Source organism: Rhodococcus ruber, assembly GCF_027270735.1.
GTDB classification, from domain to species: Bacteria; Actinomycetota; Actinomycetes; order Mycobacteriales; family Mycobacteriaceae; genus Rhodococcoides; species Rhodococcoides rubrum_A.
In genome coordinates this window covers 308,050-323,723 of sequence record NZ_JAPWIJ010000008.1, presented here as the reverse complement: position 1 = coordinate 323,723, position 15,674 = coordinate 308,050, and the positions used below count along the sequence as shown (strand labels likewise).

16 protein-coding genes are annotated in these 15,674 nt (G+C 64.3%); 9 read left to right on the top strand and 7 right to left on the bottom strand.

The window, feature by feature from the left end; translation table 11 throughout:
• Positions 1-23 precede the first annotated feature (23 nt).
• Together O4220_RS20260 and O4220_RS20255 are read left to right on the top strand one after the other, a co-directional pair.
• Entirely contained in the window at positions 24-1,337 is a 1,314-nt protein-coding gene (locus tag O4220_RS20260) for a D-arabinono-1,4-lactone oxidase (protein WP_269607254.1), read from the top strand.
• A gap of 134 nt (positions 1,338-1,471) precedes the next feature.
• Entirely contained in the window at positions 1,472-2,959 is a 1,488-nt protein-coding gene (locus O4220_RS20255) for a molybdopterin-dependent oxidoreductase (RefSeq protein WP_269607253.1), read from the top strand.
• Between the two features lies 1 nt (position 2,960).
• On the opposite strand, the gene O4220_RS20250 is transcribed toward O4220_RS20255, so the two are convergent.
• Both O4220_RS20250 and O4220_RS20245 read right to left on the bottom strand, forming a co-directional pair.
• Positions 2,961-3,902: an adenosine deaminase gene (locus O4220_RS20250; protein WP_269607252.1), complete on the bottom strand. Its 942-nt coding sequence runs from the start codon at positions 3,900-3,902 to the stop codon at positions 2,961-2,963.
• Between the two features lie 10 nt (positions 3,903-3,912).
• On the bottom strand, positions 3,913-4,704 hold the full coding sequence (locus tag O4220_RS20245) for an enoyl-CoA hydratase/isomerase family protein (RefSeq protein ID WP_269607251.1): 792 nt from the start codon (positions 4,702-4,704) through the stop codon (positions 3,913-3,915).
• Between the two features lie 89 nt (positions 4,705-4,793).
• Between O4220_RS20245 and O4220_RS20240 the strand changes: the two genes are divergently transcribed.
• Positions 4,794-5,939 carry an acyl-CoA dehydrogenase family protein gene (locus tag O4220_RS20240; protein ID WP_037190332.1) on the top strand — a complete coding sequence of 382 codons (1,146 nt, stop codon included), beginning with the start codon at positions 4,794-4,796 and terminating at the stop codon, positions 5,937-5,939.
• A 98-nt stretch (positions 5,940-6,037) separates the two neighbouring features.
• Here the strand turns inward: O4220_RS20240 and O4220_RS20235 are convergent, their stop codons facing one another.
• The 3 genes from O4220_RS20235 to O4220_RS20225 all read right to left on the bottom strand — a co-directional run bounded on the left by O4220_RS20235 (position 6,038) and on the right by O4220_RS20225 (position 8,638).
• Positions 6,038-7,492: a DHA2 family efflux MFS transporter permease subunit gene (locus O4220_RS20235; protein ID WP_269607250.1), complete on the bottom strand. Its 1,455-nt coding sequence runs from the start codon at positions 7,490-7,492 to the stop codon at positions 6,038-6,040.
• Positions 7,493-7,501: 9 nt separating this feature from the next.
• Positions 7,502-8,137 (bottom strand): PadR family transcriptional regulator, encoded by a 636-nt coding sequence (locus tag O4220_RS20230; protein WP_269607249.1) that lies wholly within the window; start codon positions 8,135-8,137, stop codon positions 7,502-7,504.
• Positions 8,138-8,434: 297 nt separating this feature from the next.
• Positions 8,435-8,638, bottom strand: a complete 204-nt coding sequence (locus O4220_RS20225) for a cold-shock protein (RefSeq protein ID WP_008714360.1) — start codon at positions 8,636-8,638, stop codon at positions 8,435-8,437.
• A gap of 173 nt (positions 8,639-8,811) precedes the next feature.
• Here O4220_RS20225 and O4220_RS20220 point away from each other — a divergent pair, with 173 nt between their 5' ends.
• Positions 8,812-9,555, top strand: coding sequence for a GNAT family N-acetyltransferase (locus tag O4220_RS20220; RefSeq protein ID WP_269607248.1), 744 nt, complete (start codon positions 8,812-8,814; stop codon positions 9,553-9,555).
• A gap of 83 nt (positions 9,556-9,638) precedes the next feature.
• Positions 9,639-10,655 carry a glutathione S-transferase family protein gene (locus tag O4220_RS20215; protein ID WP_269607247.1) on the top strand — a complete coding sequence of 339 codons (1,017 nt, stop codon included), beginning with the start codon at positions 9,639-9,641 and terminating at the stop codon, positions 10,653-10,655.
• Positions 10,656-10,674: 19 nt separating this feature from the next.
• On the opposite strand, the gene O4220_RS20210 is transcribed toward O4220_RS20215, so the two are convergent.
• Positions 10,675-11,055 carry a VOC family protein gene (locus O4220_RS20210; protein ID WP_269607246.1) on the bottom strand — a complete coding sequence of 127 codons (381 nt, stop codon included), beginning with the start codon at positions 11,053-11,055 and terminating at the stop codon, positions 10,675-10,677.
• Positions 11,052-11,906, bottom strand: coding sequence for a helix-turn-helix domain-containing protein (locus tag O4220_RS20205; protein ID WP_269607245.1), 855 nt, complete (start codon positions 11,904-11,906; stop codon positions 11,052-11,054). Before O4220_RS20205 ends, O4220_RS20210 begins: the two co-directional genes overlap by 4 nt.
• A gap of 97 nt (positions 11,907-12,003) precedes the next feature.
• Here O4220_RS20205 and O4220_RS20200 point away from each other — a divergent pair, with 97 nt between their 5' ends.
• The 4 genes from O4220_RS20200 to O4220_RS20185 all read left to right on the top strand — a co-directional run bounded on the left by O4220_RS20200 (position 12,004) and on the right by O4220_RS20185 (position 15,578).
• Positions 12,004-12,723, top strand: coding sequence for a hypothetical protein (locus O4220_RS20200; RefSeq protein ID WP_032380636.1), 720 nt, complete (start codon positions 12,004-12,006; stop codon positions 12,721-12,723).
• Positions 12,724-12,766: 43 nt separating this feature from the next.
• Entirely contained in the window at positions 12,767-13,606 is an 840-nt protein-coding gene (locus O4220_RS20195; RefSeq protein WP_269607244.1) for an LLM class F420-dependent oxidoreductase, read from the top strand.
• A gap of 110 nt (positions 13,607-13,716) precedes the next feature.
• A complete protein-coding gene (locus O4220_RS20190; RefSeq protein WP_269607283.1) occupies positions 13,717-14,811 on the top strand; it encodes an ABC transporter ATP-binding protein in 1,095 nt (364 codons plus the stop codon).
• Positions 14,808-15,578, top strand: a complete 771-nt coding sequence (locus O4220_RS20185) for an ABC transporter permease (RefSeq protein WP_269607243.1) — start codon at positions 14,808-14,810, stop codon at positions 15,576-15,578. The genes O4220_RS20190 and O4220_RS20185 overlap by 4 nt, the downstream gene beginning before the upstream one ends.
• Positions 15,579-15,674: the final 96 nt, after the last annotated feature.

Sequence of the window (15,674 nt, the reverse complement as noted above, 5' to 3'; positions counted from 1 at the left end):
TTCGGGAGTGGGATAGTGATTCGATGATCGGGCGGCCGTGGCAGAACTGGGCAGGTAATCAACACGCGTTCCCGTCGGACCGCGCCGAGCCCGCATCGGTGGACGAACTGCGCAGCGTTCTGCAGCGCGCAATCGAGGGGTCTCGGCCGGTGCGGTGCGTGGGTGCCGGTCACTCCTTCACCCCGATCGCCGTCGCCGACGGCGTGCAGATCAGCCTCGATTCGTTGCGCGGGATCGAATCGGTCGTCCGCAACGACGACGGTTCCGCCCAGGTGACGGTGCTCGCCGGCACCCGGCTACGGGAGCTGACCGCGCAGCTGTGGGACCTCGGCCTGGCCATGACCAACCTCGGCGACATCGACGAACAATCCGTCGCCGGAGCCATCTCCACGGGCACCCACGGAACCGGGGCCCGCTTCGGCGGCATCGCAACTCAGGTGCAGGCGCTGGAGCTGATGACCGCGGACGGCCGGCTCGTTCGGTGCTCCCGCGACGAGAACGCAGAGCTGTTCGACGCGGCCCGCATCGGTCTCGGTGCGCTCGGCGTCATCACCCGCGTCACACTGCACTGCGTTCCGGCATTCGCCTTGCGGGCCGTCGAGGAACCGTCGACGCTGACGGCAACGCTCGCTGAGCTCGAGACCACCGTCGCTGCCGTCGACCACTTCGAGTTCTACTGGTTTCCACACACCGACCGTGTGCTGACCAAACGCAACACCCGCCTGCCCGGAAACGCCGAGCTGCGCCCGCTCGGAAAGGTGCGCTCGTACCTCGACGACGAGCTACTGTCCAACACGGTCTTCGAGGGGCTCAACCGCGTGGTGACGCGGGTGCCTGCCCTGATTCCTCGTCTCAACGCGGTCTCGGCCCGGGCGCTGTCGGCCCGCGAGTACACCGATCGCTCGTATCGGGTGTTCGCATCCTCGCGAACCGTCAAGTTCGTCGAGATGGAATATGCGGTGCCGGCATCCGAGATCGGCTGGGTGCTGCGCGAGGTGGATCGCTGGCTCGAGCAGTCTTCGATGTCGATCGCGTTCCCCGTCGAAGTACGGTTCGCCGCCGCCGACGACATCTGGCTCTCCACGGCTTATGGACGCCCGACGGCCTACATCGCTGTGCACCAGTACCACCGTCGCGATCACCGCGAATACTTCGACGCCGTCGAGGCCATCTGCCGCAGCGTCGGCGGGCGTCCGCACTGGGGCAAACTGCACTCCCTCGGCGGCGACGCACTGCGTGATACCTACGAGCACTTCGACGACTTCGTGCGCATCCGCGATTCGATGGACCCGACGAAACTGTTCGGTAGTAACTACCTCGAACACCTGCTGTCCTGAGCGGCTCACCGGTGTAGTGTTCCGCGCAATTTCTGCTCCACTGCTGCGACCTTCGAGCGGGTTCCCCCAGGCCAACGCGTCGAGTGGAGCGTCCCGTGCACGCAGCCACTCCCCGCACGCTTACATTGGAGCGAGTGAGCACAGGTAAACGCGCGCTGTCCGGCATCATCGCCGCCGGAGTCGTCCTCGGTGTCGGTGAATTGATTGCCGTCCCCATCGGACCGAACTCGTCGCCACTGACCGCCGTCGGGTCCTCGGCCGTCGACAACAGTCCGGCCCCGGTCCGTGAATGGGCCATCGACACGTTCGGCACCTCAGACAAGCTCGCCCTGTTCATCGGTATGGCCGTGGTGATCGCTGCTATCGCTGCCGCGGCAGGCATCGCCCGCAAACCGATCGGTGCTGTGGTGTTCGCAGCACTGGGCGTGCTCGGCGTACTCGCGGCAGTGACGCGACCCGACGCAACGGCCTTCTACGCAGTCCCGACCATCGGCGGTGTCGTCGTCGGCATTGTCGTGCTGCACGCCCTCGTCGGTGCCGCCGCCCCGGCGACCGAGGGGATGAACCGTCGCAGTTTCCTGACCCTCGCCGCCGGTGCCGCGGTACTCGGCGTCGTCGCCGGGACGGCCGGACGGATGCTCACCTCGGCGCGAGCCGTCACCGCCGATCGACTCGGCTTCATGCTTCCGACCCCTACGCCGCAGCCGCCGATACCGGCCGGGGCAGATCTGCAGATCGACGGCCTCGCGTCGTACATCACCCCGAACGAGGACTTCTACCGCATCGATACCGCATTGGTCGTGCCGCGGGTGGCGTCGGATACGTGGTCGCTGCGGATACACGGCATGGTCGACCGCGAGATCGAGCTGACGTTCGCCGATCTGGCGCAGCGCCAGGCCGTCGAGAAGACGGTCACCCTGACCTGTGTGTCGAACATCGTCGGCGGCGACCTCGTGGGCAACGCAACGTGGATCGGCTACCCGCTCAAGGACATTCTCGAAGAAGCAGGCATTTCGCCGGATGCCGACATGGCTCTGTCTTCCAGCAGCGACGCCTTCACCGCGGGCACTCCCCTGGAGGTTCTGCTCGACGGCCGCGACGCCTTACTGGCGGTGGGGATGAACGGTGCGCCGCTGCCCGTCGAACACGGCTACCCGGCGCGGCTCGTCGTTCCGGGCCTGTACGGATACGTCTCGGCGACCAAATGGGTCACCGACATCGAGATCACCCGCTTCGACAAGGTGACCGCGTATTGGACCGACCGCGGTTGGGGTGCCCTCGGACCGATCAAGACCGCCTCGCGGATCGACACTCCGCGATCGGGCAGCTCGGTGCCGGCCGGAAAGTCGGTGATCGCGGGCGTCGCCTGGGATCAGCACACCGGTATCGACGGCGTCGAAGTGCAAGTGGACGAGGGCAACTGGGTGCAGACCACACTCTCCGAGGAGTACTCCAAGGACACCTGGCGGCAGTGGACAGTCGAGCTGGACCTGCCTGCGGGCCAGCATTCGATTCGAGCCCGGGCCACCAACTCCGCCGGAGAGCTGCAGACCAACAAGACCGCCGACACCGTTCCCGACGGAGCCACCGGCTACCCGAAGATCTCGGTGACGGCGAACTGATCTAGAAGGTGCTGAAGCTCGCGCGAATCGAGTTCTCGGCCAACTGCTTTCGCTCCGCCGCGGTGAGGCCCATTCCCGCTTCGAGGGCAGAGAAGTTGTCGTCGACATAGCCGCCGAAGTAGGCGGGATCGTCGGAATTGATCGACACCGACAGGCCGCGCTCGAGCATCTGCCGCAACGGCAGCTGCTCGACGTTGTCGATCACCTTGAGCCGAACATTGGACAGCGGGCAGACGGTGAGCGGGATCTGTTCCTCGACAAGTCGATTCACCAGCGCCTCGTCTTCCAGGCACCGCACCCCGTGATCGATGCGCTCGACCTTCAGAAGATCCAGTGCCTGCCAGATGTAGTCGGGCGGGCCTTCCTCACCGGCGTGGGCGACGACATGCAAACCCTCGGCGCGCGCCTTGGCGAACACATCGACGAACAGCGACGGCGGGTAGCCCACCTCGGCGGAATCGAGACCGAGGCCGATGATCGGAGCCTGCATCGCCAACAGGTCGTCGAGCAGTTGATTCGCGTGCAGCACCGGCTTGTCACGCAGGATCGACGCGATCAGCCCACTGGTGACGCCGAATTCGCGCTCACTGGTCGCGCACGCGTCGGCCAATCCCTCGACGACGGCCTCGAGGGAGACACCGCGCTCGGTGTGCGCCTGCGGGTCGAAGAAGATCTCCGCGTGCGTGACCCCGGCCTGCGCCGTGCGGCGAAAGTACGCCCGGGCCAGATCGGCGAAATCCTCGGCGGTCTGCAACACAGCCATGTTCGCGTAGTACAGATCGAGGAAGGACTGCAGGTCGGTGAACTCGTACTTCGCGCGCAGTTCGTCTATGTCGTTGTACGGCAGCGTGATTGCATTGCGCTCGGCTAGATCGAAGATCAGCGGAGGTTCGAGCGACCCTTCGATGTGCAGGTGCAGTTCGGCCAGCTGATCGTTACTCACTCATACAATTCTACTTGCCCGTGTACGTCGCCTTACCCGGGCCGACCTCGAGGAAGCTCGCGACCGCGCCGCGCAGATCCTCGGTCTCGAACAATGCACCCGAGACCTCCGAGGTGATCTTGTCCGCGTGGGCCACGCCACCGGAACGCCACGCTGCCACAATCTGTTTCGTGGCCGCGTGCGCGACGGTGGGGCCGTCGGCCAGCCGGTGCGTCAGCGCGAGTGCCGCGGCGTCGACGTCGTCGTGGATCTGATTGACCACGCCCCACTCCTTCAGAGTCTGGGCGTCGTACAGATCTCCGGTCATGACGAGCTCACGTGCCCGGCCCGAACCGGCTCGCTCGGCCAGACGCTGCGGCCCACCCATCGACGGCGTCAGACCGACGACGGTCTCGACGAGACCGAACTTCGCCTTCGGTCCGGCCAGGATGATGTCGCAGGCCAACGAGATCTCGAACGCCGCGGTGAGCGTCAACCCGTGCGCGGCGTAGATCACCGGGCACGGCAGCGCCTCGAGCGGATGCGCGATGTCAGCGAACAACCCACGCCACAGATCGGCGCCCTGCGCAGCGGACAGGCCCTGGAACACGTGCACGTCGACACCGGCCGAAGTGACCTTGCCCTCGGCGCGCAGGAGCACCGCACGAGGGGGTCGGGCGACGAGATCGGCGACATCAGCGGCCACTGCGTCGAACATGGCCTGATCGAACAGATTGAGCGGGCCGTGGTCGAAGGTGAGGACGGCGACCTCCGCGCCGGCCGCGGTGGTCGATCGAACGAGCGAAGTGGGTGCGTCAGCCATGGTTCGCATAGTGCCACACCCGTCCGAGGGCCTTGTTACCACCGAGTATTGTGCGCAGGAAAGTGAACGTTACCGAGAGGAACACCTAGATGAAGCGCAGTCTGTTCGAGTCCGATCACGAGGACTTCCGTGCATCGGTGCGCGAGTTCGTCACCCGAACCATCACGCCGGTCGAGGAGAAGCTCGTCGAACAGCGGTACATCGATCGCGAGATCTGGCTCGAAGCGGGACGCAACGGCTTCCTGGGCCTCGAAGTCCCCGAGGAGTACGGCGGCAGCGGAGCCGAGGACTACCGATTCAATGCCGTCCTCGCCGAGGAACTCGCCCGCTCGAGTGCCGCGGTGGCGTCGTGCTTCGGTATTCACGTGGACATCGTCGCGCCCTACCTCGTCAAGCTCACCACCGAGGAGCAGAAGAAGCGGTGGCTGCCCGGGTTCTGCAGCGGCGAGATCCTCACCGCGATCGCGATGACCGAGCCGTCCGGTGGCTCGGACCTGGCCGCGCTGAAGACCACCGCCGTCAAGGACGGCGACGACTTCATCATCAACGGATCCAAGACGTTCATCACCAACGGCAACTCCGCCGATCTCGTCATCGTCGCCACCCGCACGACGCCGGAGAAGAAGGCCAAGGGCATCACGCTGTTCGCCGTCGAGAACGGCACCGAAGGGTTCTCTCGCGGACGCAAGCTCGACAAGGTCGGTCAGCCCGAATCCGACACCGCCGAATTGTTCTTCGAGAACGTGCGGGTGCCGAGCTCGAACATGATCGGTGAATTCGACGGCGGCTTCATCCACATGATGCAGCTGCTCCCCCAGGAACGCATCAGCTGCTCGGTGGCCAACCTCGGACACGTCCGCCCCATTCTCGAGGAGACGCTGCAGTACGCCAAGGACCGCAAGGCCTTCGGCCAGCAGATCGGCTCGCTGCAGTGGAACAAGTTCCTGCTCGCCGAGCTCGTCACCAAACTCGATGTGGCACAGGCCTACATCGACAACTGCATCGCTGCCCACGGAATCGGGGAGCTGACGGCCATCGACGCCGCCAAGGCGAAGTGGTGGAGCTCGCAGGTGCAGAACGAGATCCTCGACCACTGCGTCCAACTGCACGGCGGCTACGGATTCATGAACGAGTACCGCGCTGCCCGCGCCTGGAAAGACGCTCGCGTGACGAAGATCTGGGCCGGATCGAACGAAATCATGAAGGAACTGATCGGCCGGGATCTGGGCCTGTAGTGCGCTTCGCGTAGGAGTGGAGCCTGCGGAACGACCGATGAGCAGTGGTGCGGATAAGTGCCCTCCAGGGCACTTGAGCGCACCACTGCCTCCGGCACTTACTTGAACGCAGGCCGGGCGTAGAAGCAGACCGCGATCATGCCGACGATCAGTACGGCAGCGGGCAGGATCAGTGACTGCGCCATAGCGGTGGTGAATCCGTCGCGCAGCATCTCCGGTACGCGACCGGCAAATTCGTTTGCCCCCGTTGCAGATCCACCGGTGGGAAGTTCGGCGGCCAACCTCGATTGGATGAGCGCACCGATGCCCGCGCTACCGAGAACCGAGCCGATCATGCGGGTGGTGTTGTAGATGCCCGAGCCGGCGCCCGCCTGACTCATCGGCAGATTGCGGGTTGCCGTGGCCGCCAAGGGAGACCAGATCAACGCGTTTGCGACACCCATCGCGGCGACCGGGAGCAGCAGCTTCCAGATTGCGGTGGTGGGCGTCATCTCGTACGCGAACCACAGCAGCGCGGCCGCGAGGATGAACAGCCCCGATCCGGCGATGTAGCGGGGATGCGTCTTGTCGACGAGCTTGCCGACATTGGGCGCGAGGATTCCGGTGAGCAGCGCCATCGGCACGAACAGCAGCGCCGATCGGGTAGGCGTCAAACCGGTGACACTCTGCGCGTAGAACATGATCGGCAGCATCATGCCGGACATCGCGAAGCCCATGGCTGCGATACCGATGTTGGACAGCGAGAAGTTACGGTCGCGGAACAGCGCCAAAGGCACCAGCGGCTCGCTGGTGTTCACGGACTGCCAGTAGACGAACCCCGCGAAGACGAGCAACCCGACACCGATGAGGATCCAGACGCCGGTACCCCAGTCGTACTTCTGACCTTCCTGGATGCCGAAGACGATGCAGAAAAGTCCGACGGCACTGAGCGCAACGCCCAGTAGATCGAACTTGTGATCGTGGGTCGGCAACACCGGAACGAACTTCAGCGCCAACGCAATTGCGACAATTCCGACCGGCACGTTGATGAAGAAGATCCACTCCCAGCCGAGCGAGTCGACCAGTACACCGCCGAGAATCGGCCCGACGAGCGTCGCGACGCCTGCGACTGCGCCCCATGCTCCCATCGCAGTTCCGCGCTTCTCCGCCGGGAACACACGAGTGATCACGGCCATCGTCTGCGGGGTGATCATCGCCGCGCCGAGACCCTGAACCGCACGCGCCGCGATGAGCATCTCGATCGATCCCGACAGTCCACACCACACGGACGCGAGGGTGAAGAGCACGAGGCCGGCGATGTACAGGTTCTTCGGGCCGAACTTGTCACCCATCCGACCCGTGACCAGTAGCGGAACGGCATACGCCAGGAGGTACGCACTGGTGACCCAGATGACGTTGTTGATGTCCGTGTTCAGACCGGCGAGAATCGCGGGCTGAGCGACGGCCACGATGGTGGTGTCCACCAGAATCATGAAGAAGCCGAGGCACAGCGCCCACAGGGCGGGCCACGGTCTGATGTCGTTGTGCAACGGCGCGGTCTCGACGGCGTTCATTGTGCTCTCCTAGTCCCCCGAGGCGTGGGGGTCGTGTGGTCGGTGCCGATCGGTGAGGGTGGTGTGCTGCGCGGAAATGGCATGCGGCCACTCGAGCTCGCCGCTGTCGACGCGATCGATGTAGCTCGTCAACCACTTCACTTCAGCGTCCAGCATGTGGTAGGTGTAATCGATTCCAGCCCAATAGATTTCGGATACCTTGCGTTCTCGCGCCAGGCGCTGGAATCCGGACAGTTCCTCGATTTCTCGAGCCAGATCTTCGGTACGCGCACGGAGCAACGCGGTCGCCTCGGATGCCGATAGGTTGTGCATCTCGGACAGGCCCAGGGTGAACTGTGGATATTCACGCACCGGGGAGCGAAGGATCTCGGCCAGCCGGTCGACGAGAACCCGCCTTCCGGCGGGCGTGATCTCGTAGGTCGTGCGCTCGGGACGGTTACCCCCGCGGTCGGTGCCGACCTCGGTGATCAACTCCCGCCCGTGGAGTCGAGCAACTGCGTGATAGAGCGAACCGGGGCGGATCTTGACGATCCGGCCCTCTTTGCGCTCGAGAAGGAGCTGATACATCTCGTAGGGATGCATCGGCCCCTCCGAGAGCAGGGCGAGGACCGAGACCCCCAGCGGATTCACTGCGTCCCCTCGCATCGAACCTCACCCCACATCTGGATATCCCAATCGAATTATTCCAGTTGGAATATACGACCATGGCTCGATGAAGAGCAACCCGGACAATGCTCTGACCTGGGCATCAAACGGACATACTGCGCACATGCACTATCGAGAACGCAAAAGGACACCGACCGTAGTCGATGTCCCGTTCGAACAGACGAAGGCCGGATACTCGGAATTTCTTCCGTGTATCCGGCCTTGTCACCGAGTTTCTGGTGGAGATTACTTCGAGAAGGTCACTCCGCCAGGAGAAATCGGGTTACGAAGCTTGAATCAGATGGCGCGGACGCCGGTAGCCTGGGGGCCCTTCTGACCCTGGCCCACCTCGAACTCCACGCGCTGGCCCTCGTCGAGCGACTTGAAGCCGCTACCCTGAATCTCCGAGTAATGAACGAAAACGTCCGGTCCGCCACCATCCTGCTCGATGAAGCCGAAGCCCTTTTCGCCGTTGAACCACTTCACACTGCCCTGCGTCATTCTGTAAACCTTCTGTAAGCGAGCTAGATCTTCACGTCGAAGCTCTAATCTCAAATGCGAGTCTGCCATCTATCGGCGCTGAGCGAAACACCGGGGGCAAAAAAGTTCGAAAGATTGCTTTTGGACGGTGAAACCAGAACGTCGCCCACAGGCGTGATGGCTAGTCTCGATACGTGGATCTCCCCCTCTTCGACGACGTCCGATTCGACCCCCACAAACTCGACATCGTTCGCCTGGCCTGGTGTCGACAACTGGGCCTGGACGACACGGCCCTCGACACCGACGCCGACCGCGTCGAACATCTCGTTTCGACCGAGAACATCACCGTGCTGCAACTGGCCGGGACCACTGTGATCGCAGGGCCGTCCTGGGCGGTGGATGCCTCCCGCTCTATCACCGGCCGGCCCGGTGCGGACCGAACCTGGATGTCCTCGATTCTCGGCGACCGTTCGGAGCACTACGAGATCGGCACCCACTCGCTGGCGTACGGCTCGGACATCGGCCACTCCATCGATGTGCACGATCCGCTGATCTCCCACGATGCTGTGCACGTCCGCAACCTGGCGGCGCAGTGCAGTGATGCCGACGTTGCCGAGGCATTCGGAGAATCCGTCTCACGGAACTGGTTCACGCTGCTCGGCGACGACAGACCGGCGGACTCGGCGCGGTCCCTCGCCGCGGCCGGCTACTCGGAAGAGCAGCTGATTCTGGCCGACATGCGCGTCCTGACCGACCCGGACCATCGCCGACGGGGTCACGCTCAGGTGGTCGGCCGCCTGGCCACCAACGACGCCATCGACGAGGGCTTGATCCCGCAGTGGCGCTCGCGACCCGAGAACTCCATTGCCCGACGCCTCGCCGCGCGGCTGGGATACACCGAAATCGGCGTGTGCCACACAGCTGCGGTTCGACCCTGACCCGGTTGAGGAGGCTCCGAACTGGGTAGCGTCGAGACGACCGCCAGTGCGCCAGAACATGAATAGGTGAGGAGTTCGAGAGCATGGCCGATGACGCCGCATACGTGGAACCGGGCAAGGAATTCAAGCGCGACACCAACTACATACCGACACGGATCACTGCCGACGGCAGGGACGGCTATCCGGTGGAGCCGGGACGGTATCGCCTGATCGCTGCGCGCGCCTGCCCATGGGCTCATCGGTCCATCATCGTGCGTCGACTCCTTGGACTCGAAGATGTTCTGTCCCTGGGCATTCCGGGCCCGACCCACGACCCGCGCAGCTGGAACTTTCAAGAGAAGCCCGGCGGTATCGATTCGGTTCTGAAAATCGAGAGGCTGCAGGACGCCTACTTCGCCCGGTTCCCCGACTACGAACGCGGCATCACCGTCCCCGCCATCGTCGACGTCCCCACAGGTGAGGTCGTGACCAACGACTACCCACAAATCACCCTCGACTTCTCCACCGAATGGACGCAATACCACCGAGACGGTGCCCCCGATCTGTATCCCGAAGCACTGCGCGGAGAGATCGACGACGTCGCCGATCTGGTCTTCAAGGACGTCAACAACGGCGTCTACCGCTGCGGATTCGCCGGTTCACAGGAGGCATACGACAAGGCCTACGACAGACTCTTCGCGCGCCTCGACTGGCTCGGCGAACGCCTGTCCATGCAGCGCTACCTCGTCGGAGACCACATCACCGAAGCCGACGTACGCCTGTTCACCACCCTGGTGCGCTTCGACCCCGTCTACCACGGCCACTTCAAATGCAACCGCAGCAAGCTCAGCGAGATGCCGGTGCTGTGGAACTACGCCCGCGATCTCTTCCAGACCCCCGGTTTCGGCGACACCGTGGACTTCGACCACATCAAGCGGCACTACTACGAGGTGCACCGCGACATAAATCCGTCCGGCATCGTGCCGAAGGGCCCGGATCTGCAGGGCTGGCTCGAGCCGCACGGGCGGGAGTCGTTGGGCGGATCACCCTTCGGCGACGGCACCGCTCCGCCACCGCCGAAGCCGGACGAACTGGTCCCGCCCGAGCACTGGGTGAAGTAACCGACACGCGGGGTGGGGCCTACGCCCCGGCGTAGGTGCCGAAGCTCCAGTAGACCCCTTCGGCGTCGCGACAGGTGAAACCGCGGCTGCCGTAATCCTCGTCGCGCAACCCCTGCGTGACATTGCCGCCCGCCGCAACGATGCGATCGTGGATGCCGTCCGGGTCGTCGGTGACGATGTAGATCGAACCGACGCCCGGCGGCATCTCGCCGATGGCACCCTCGTCGCGCACACTGCCCAGCATCACCCCACCACCCTCGGGCCAGCGCAGTTCCGCATGATCGACGCGGTCGCCTTCGCCGTACACCGCGCGCTCCTCGAATCCCAACACGTCGACGATGAATCGGATGGCGTCGCGTGCGTTGTCGTATTTCAGAGTGGGCCAGATATGTGTCGTCATGAACCGATACCCTCCTCGTCACCGGCCGCGGAGTCTTGGAAAAATGAGAACATCTCGCGCTCGCGCCACGTCGTCGGCGACATACCCGCCATCACACGCCATTCGCGGTTCATGTGCGGCTGGTCGTAGAAGCCGCATTCGGATGCCACCGCAGCGAGGTCGGAACAGGCCGGATCACGCAACCGTCGATGCGAACGATAAAAACGAGCGATACGCACCGCTTCCTTCGGACCGACACCGAACTCCGAACTGAACTTCGACACCAAATGTCTTCTGCTCCAACCGATATCGAGCGCAACGTCCGCGACCTTCGGAACCGAACCCGAAGTGAGTGCGTGCCACGCCCCGATCAACCGGGAATCGACTTCGCACTCTCGAAGGCGACGCAACAAGATCTCGTCCACCACATCGAAACGAGCCGCCCACTCCGGAGCCGCACAAACTCGCTCACGGAGTTCGACCGCGTCTGCGCCCAGCACTTCGTCGAGGTCGACCAGCCACTCCCCCAGCTCTGCTGTGGGGACTCCCAGCAAGGCTCTCGAGCCGAGCGGCGTCAACGACAACTGGATTCCCGACTGATTGCCGTTGTGCACGATCGTCACCGGCGAGGTGGTGATTCCGCTCGCCAGCGTCTCGAATACGCCCGCACCCTGACGCGGAGCCCGGGCGATCTCCAGACTCGGCTCCATCGCCACGATGACCGTCAAATAAGGGCCCGGCATTCCCACGTGCTCACCCGGTGCCAACCCACGCGTCCGATACCCCTCGTACGGCCGCACGAACGGGCGCAACGCCGCACACGGCGCGCGGCGCGCGCCGTCGGACACCACCTCGCTCGGAGGAATCTGCACTTCGCGAGTCTAAATTGCCCCGTACGTGTGCAACGGAGAATTCGCGGGTAACTCCCCCGACTAGCGTCAACGACGTTCGCAACCGGAAGAGGTATCGATGGCAGGCAACAAGGACGACGCTCAGGTCGAGATCTCGAGCGGAGGCAAGCTCGAACGGGCCCTGGTCAACATCCTGGACAACGCCAGCCGCCTGCAGGGGCCTGCCGTCGACAAGTACGTGGCGCACGTGCGGCGGGCACACCCGTACGACACCCCGGCCCAGATCATCGAACGGCTCGAAAAGCGATTTCTGCTCGCGGTCACCGGCAGTGGTTCCGCCGTGGGCGGCGCTGCGGCCGTTCCCGGAATAGGAACTGTCGCCTCGCTCGCCGCCGTGGGTGCCGAAACCGCCTTCTTCATCGAGTCGTCGGCACTACTGACGTTGTCGGTCGCATCGGTGCACGGCATTCCCGTCGAGAATCACCAGCAGCGACGGGCTCTGGTGCTGTCGGTGGCGCTAGGCGAATCGGGCATGCAGATAGTGCAGCGCACGGTCGGCAAGACCGCCAAGAATTGGGGTCCGCTGATCACGTCCCGCATCCCCGGCGGCTCGATGGCCAGCATGAACAAATCCCTCGTGAAGAAGTTCATCACCAAATATCTTGCCAAGCGCAGCGCGCTGTTGGTCGGCAAGATGCTGCCCGCCGGAATCGGTGCGGCGATCGGCGGCGCAGGCAACCGCGTGGTGGGCAAGGGAGTCATCAAGAACGCGCGTGACGCCTTCGGTCCGCCGCCCGCGCGGTTCCCGGAAAACCGGATCATCGAACCGGACGAGTGAGAATGTACGGAATCTTCGCAAGCGTGCGGCGTTGTAATCCCACATGACTTCCACACCTGAACTCGGCAAGTACGGCGTCTGGCGACTTCACTCGGCGTTCACTCCCAAACTGTCTCGTGCCATCGAGTCATTCGGCTACGGAACTATCTGGCTCGGCGGCTCCCCGCCCGCGGATCTGACCACCACCGAAGAGATTCTCAACGCCACCGAGACGGTCGTGGTGGCAACCGGCATCGTCAACATCTGGTCGGACGCAGCCGCGGACGTCGCGCAGTCGTATCACCGGTTGGAAAAGAAGCATCCGGGACGATTCCTCCTCGGAATCGGTGCCGGCCACCCGGAGGCAACGCAGGAATACACCAAGCCATACGACGCCCTGGTGTCGTATCTGGACGATCTCGACACCGCAGGAGTGCCGGCGGAACGACGCGTCCTCGCTGCGCTCGGCCCCAAGGTTCTTGCGCTCGCCGCCGACCGCACGGCCGGTGCGCATCCGTACCTGACCACCCCCGAACACACCCGTGAGGCGCGAGAAGCATTGGGGCCGAACAAGATTCTGGCACCCGAGCACAAGGTGGTTCTGGAATCCGACCCACAGAAGGCCCGAGAGATCGGCCGACCACCGGTGAACAACCCCTATCTTCACCTTCGCAACTACACCAACAATCTGAACCGGCTCGGCTACTCGGACGAAGAGATCGGGGACGGTGGCAGCGACCGACTGATCGACGCTCTGGTGGCGCACGGCACGGCCGACGCGATCGCAGGACGATTGCAGGAGCACCTCGCCGCGGGCGCATCCCACGTGACACTGCATTCTCTTCCCGACGACGCCGATCCGCTCGAGACCTACCGCGAAATCGGCGCCGCGCTGCTTCGCTGACATAGGGGCCGCACCCGCGACGAAGTCGGTCTCACCCCGTAGCCTCGTGTACCGGTTGCCACGTGCAACCGGTACACGTGCAGTTCGACGGCCAGGGGGATTCCGCAGCGATGACCAGCTACTCGGGAGCAGCGCTGGAAGCGCAGGCACTGACCAAACAATTCGGCACCGTTCGGGCGGTGTCGGACCTGAGCTTCGTCGTTCCGCGCGGCACCGTCACCGGATTCCTCGGTCCCAACGGATCGGGTAAGACCACCACACTGCGCATGCTGCTCGGGCTCGTGGCACCCACCTCCGGGATCGGCCTCGTGAACGGCGCACCGTTCGGTGCCGCAACACACCCTGCCCACACAGTGGGAGCCGTTCTCGACTCGCTGAGCATGCACCCCAAACGGAGCGCCGCTCATCACCTGAAGATCTACACGGCGGCAATCGGCGTACCCGACAGCCGCGCCCTCGACGTGCTGTACCTCGTCGGCCTCGGCGATGCCGCCCACCGCCCCGCAGGCGGCTTCTCGCTCGGTATGCGGCAGCGTCTGACTTTGGCGACAGCCCTACTCGGAGACCCCGAAATCCTCGTCCTCGACGAACCGGCGAACGGTCTCGACCCCGAGGGGATCGCCTGGCTGCGCGATTTCCTGAAGGCATTCGCAGCGTCGGGGCGGACGGTATTGATCTCGAGTCACATTCTTCGTGAAATCGAGCAGACCGTCGACAATCTGGTGATCGTCAGCGCCGGCTCGCTGATGTATCAGGGTTCGATCGCACAGTTGCGGTCCACCCGCCCGAGCCGCGTGCTCGTGGCGGCGTCGGACCCGGCGAAACTGGCGATCGCGTTGGCATCGAACGGCCTCAACGACACTCAGCTCCTGCCCGACGGACGTATCGGCGTCGCAGGCACCGACGCGGCCACGATCGCACGCATCGCCGCCGACGCCGATGTCACGGTGTTCGGCACCACCGCAGAGCACGTCGACCTCGAGCAGGTGTTCCTGTCGATGACGGCGGGGCAGTACACCGCGGCACCGGTCGGGCAGAATCCGTACGGGCCGCCGCCGGGACATCAGCAGGGTTATGCGCCACCGCAGAACTTCGGTCCTCCTCCGGGTTACGGCCCGCCTCCGGGTTACGGCCCGCCTCCGGGGTACAGCCCGCCTCCGCCCGAATACGGTCCGCCGCAGAACTGGAACGGGGGCCAGCGATGAACGCTCTGCTGACGTCGGAGATCCGTAAGGTCACGACGCTGAAGTTCTGGTGGGCACTGGCGATCGCGCCGATCGTCGTCGGAATCTTCGCGTCTGTCATCACGTCGGTGATCGCGAACCAGTTAGGTCCGTACGAGGAGGACCTGGATATCTCGGGTGGTGTCGCCTCGATCGGCCTGTACGTCGCCGCCGGAGCCGCAATCCTCTTCGCCGGCATCTTCGGTGCCGTCAATGCCGGGACCGAGTTTCGCCACAAGACCATCACCACCAGCTTCTTGACGGCCCGGGGCCGCGACGGGGTGATCGCCGCCAAACTGATCGTCACCGCACTGTTCGGACTCGGGTACGGACTGGTCGTACTGCTGGCCAGCCTGATCTGCCTGCTGATCTTCAACGACCGGACCGTGATGCTCGACGGCCCGTTCATCGGCGTGGTCGCGTCGTGTCTGCTGGCCGTCGTGCTGTGGTCGATGATCGGTGCAGGGCTGGGACTGCTACTCAAATCTCCGACGTGGGCGGCCATCGTGCTCGTCGCATGGCTGCCGTTCGGCGAGGGTCTGCTCTCGCTGATCCTGTTCGGAGTGGGGTTGGGACCCGTTGCCACCGCGCTGCCGTCGAACCTGACTCTGCCGACGATGGCGGCCACACAATTGGACGACGCCGGCGATCTGGCGTCGTGGCCGTGGGCACCGCTCGGGCTCGCATTGTGGGCAGCGATCCTTACTGGCAGCGGCTGGTTTCTCGCCCGCACCCGCGACATCGACTGAGGTCGGAACCGGTAACCGCGATCGCCGACGAACGCTGTCGGTGATCGGGTCTACTTTGGTTCATCGATGGCACACAGTAATTCGGTGACGAACCGC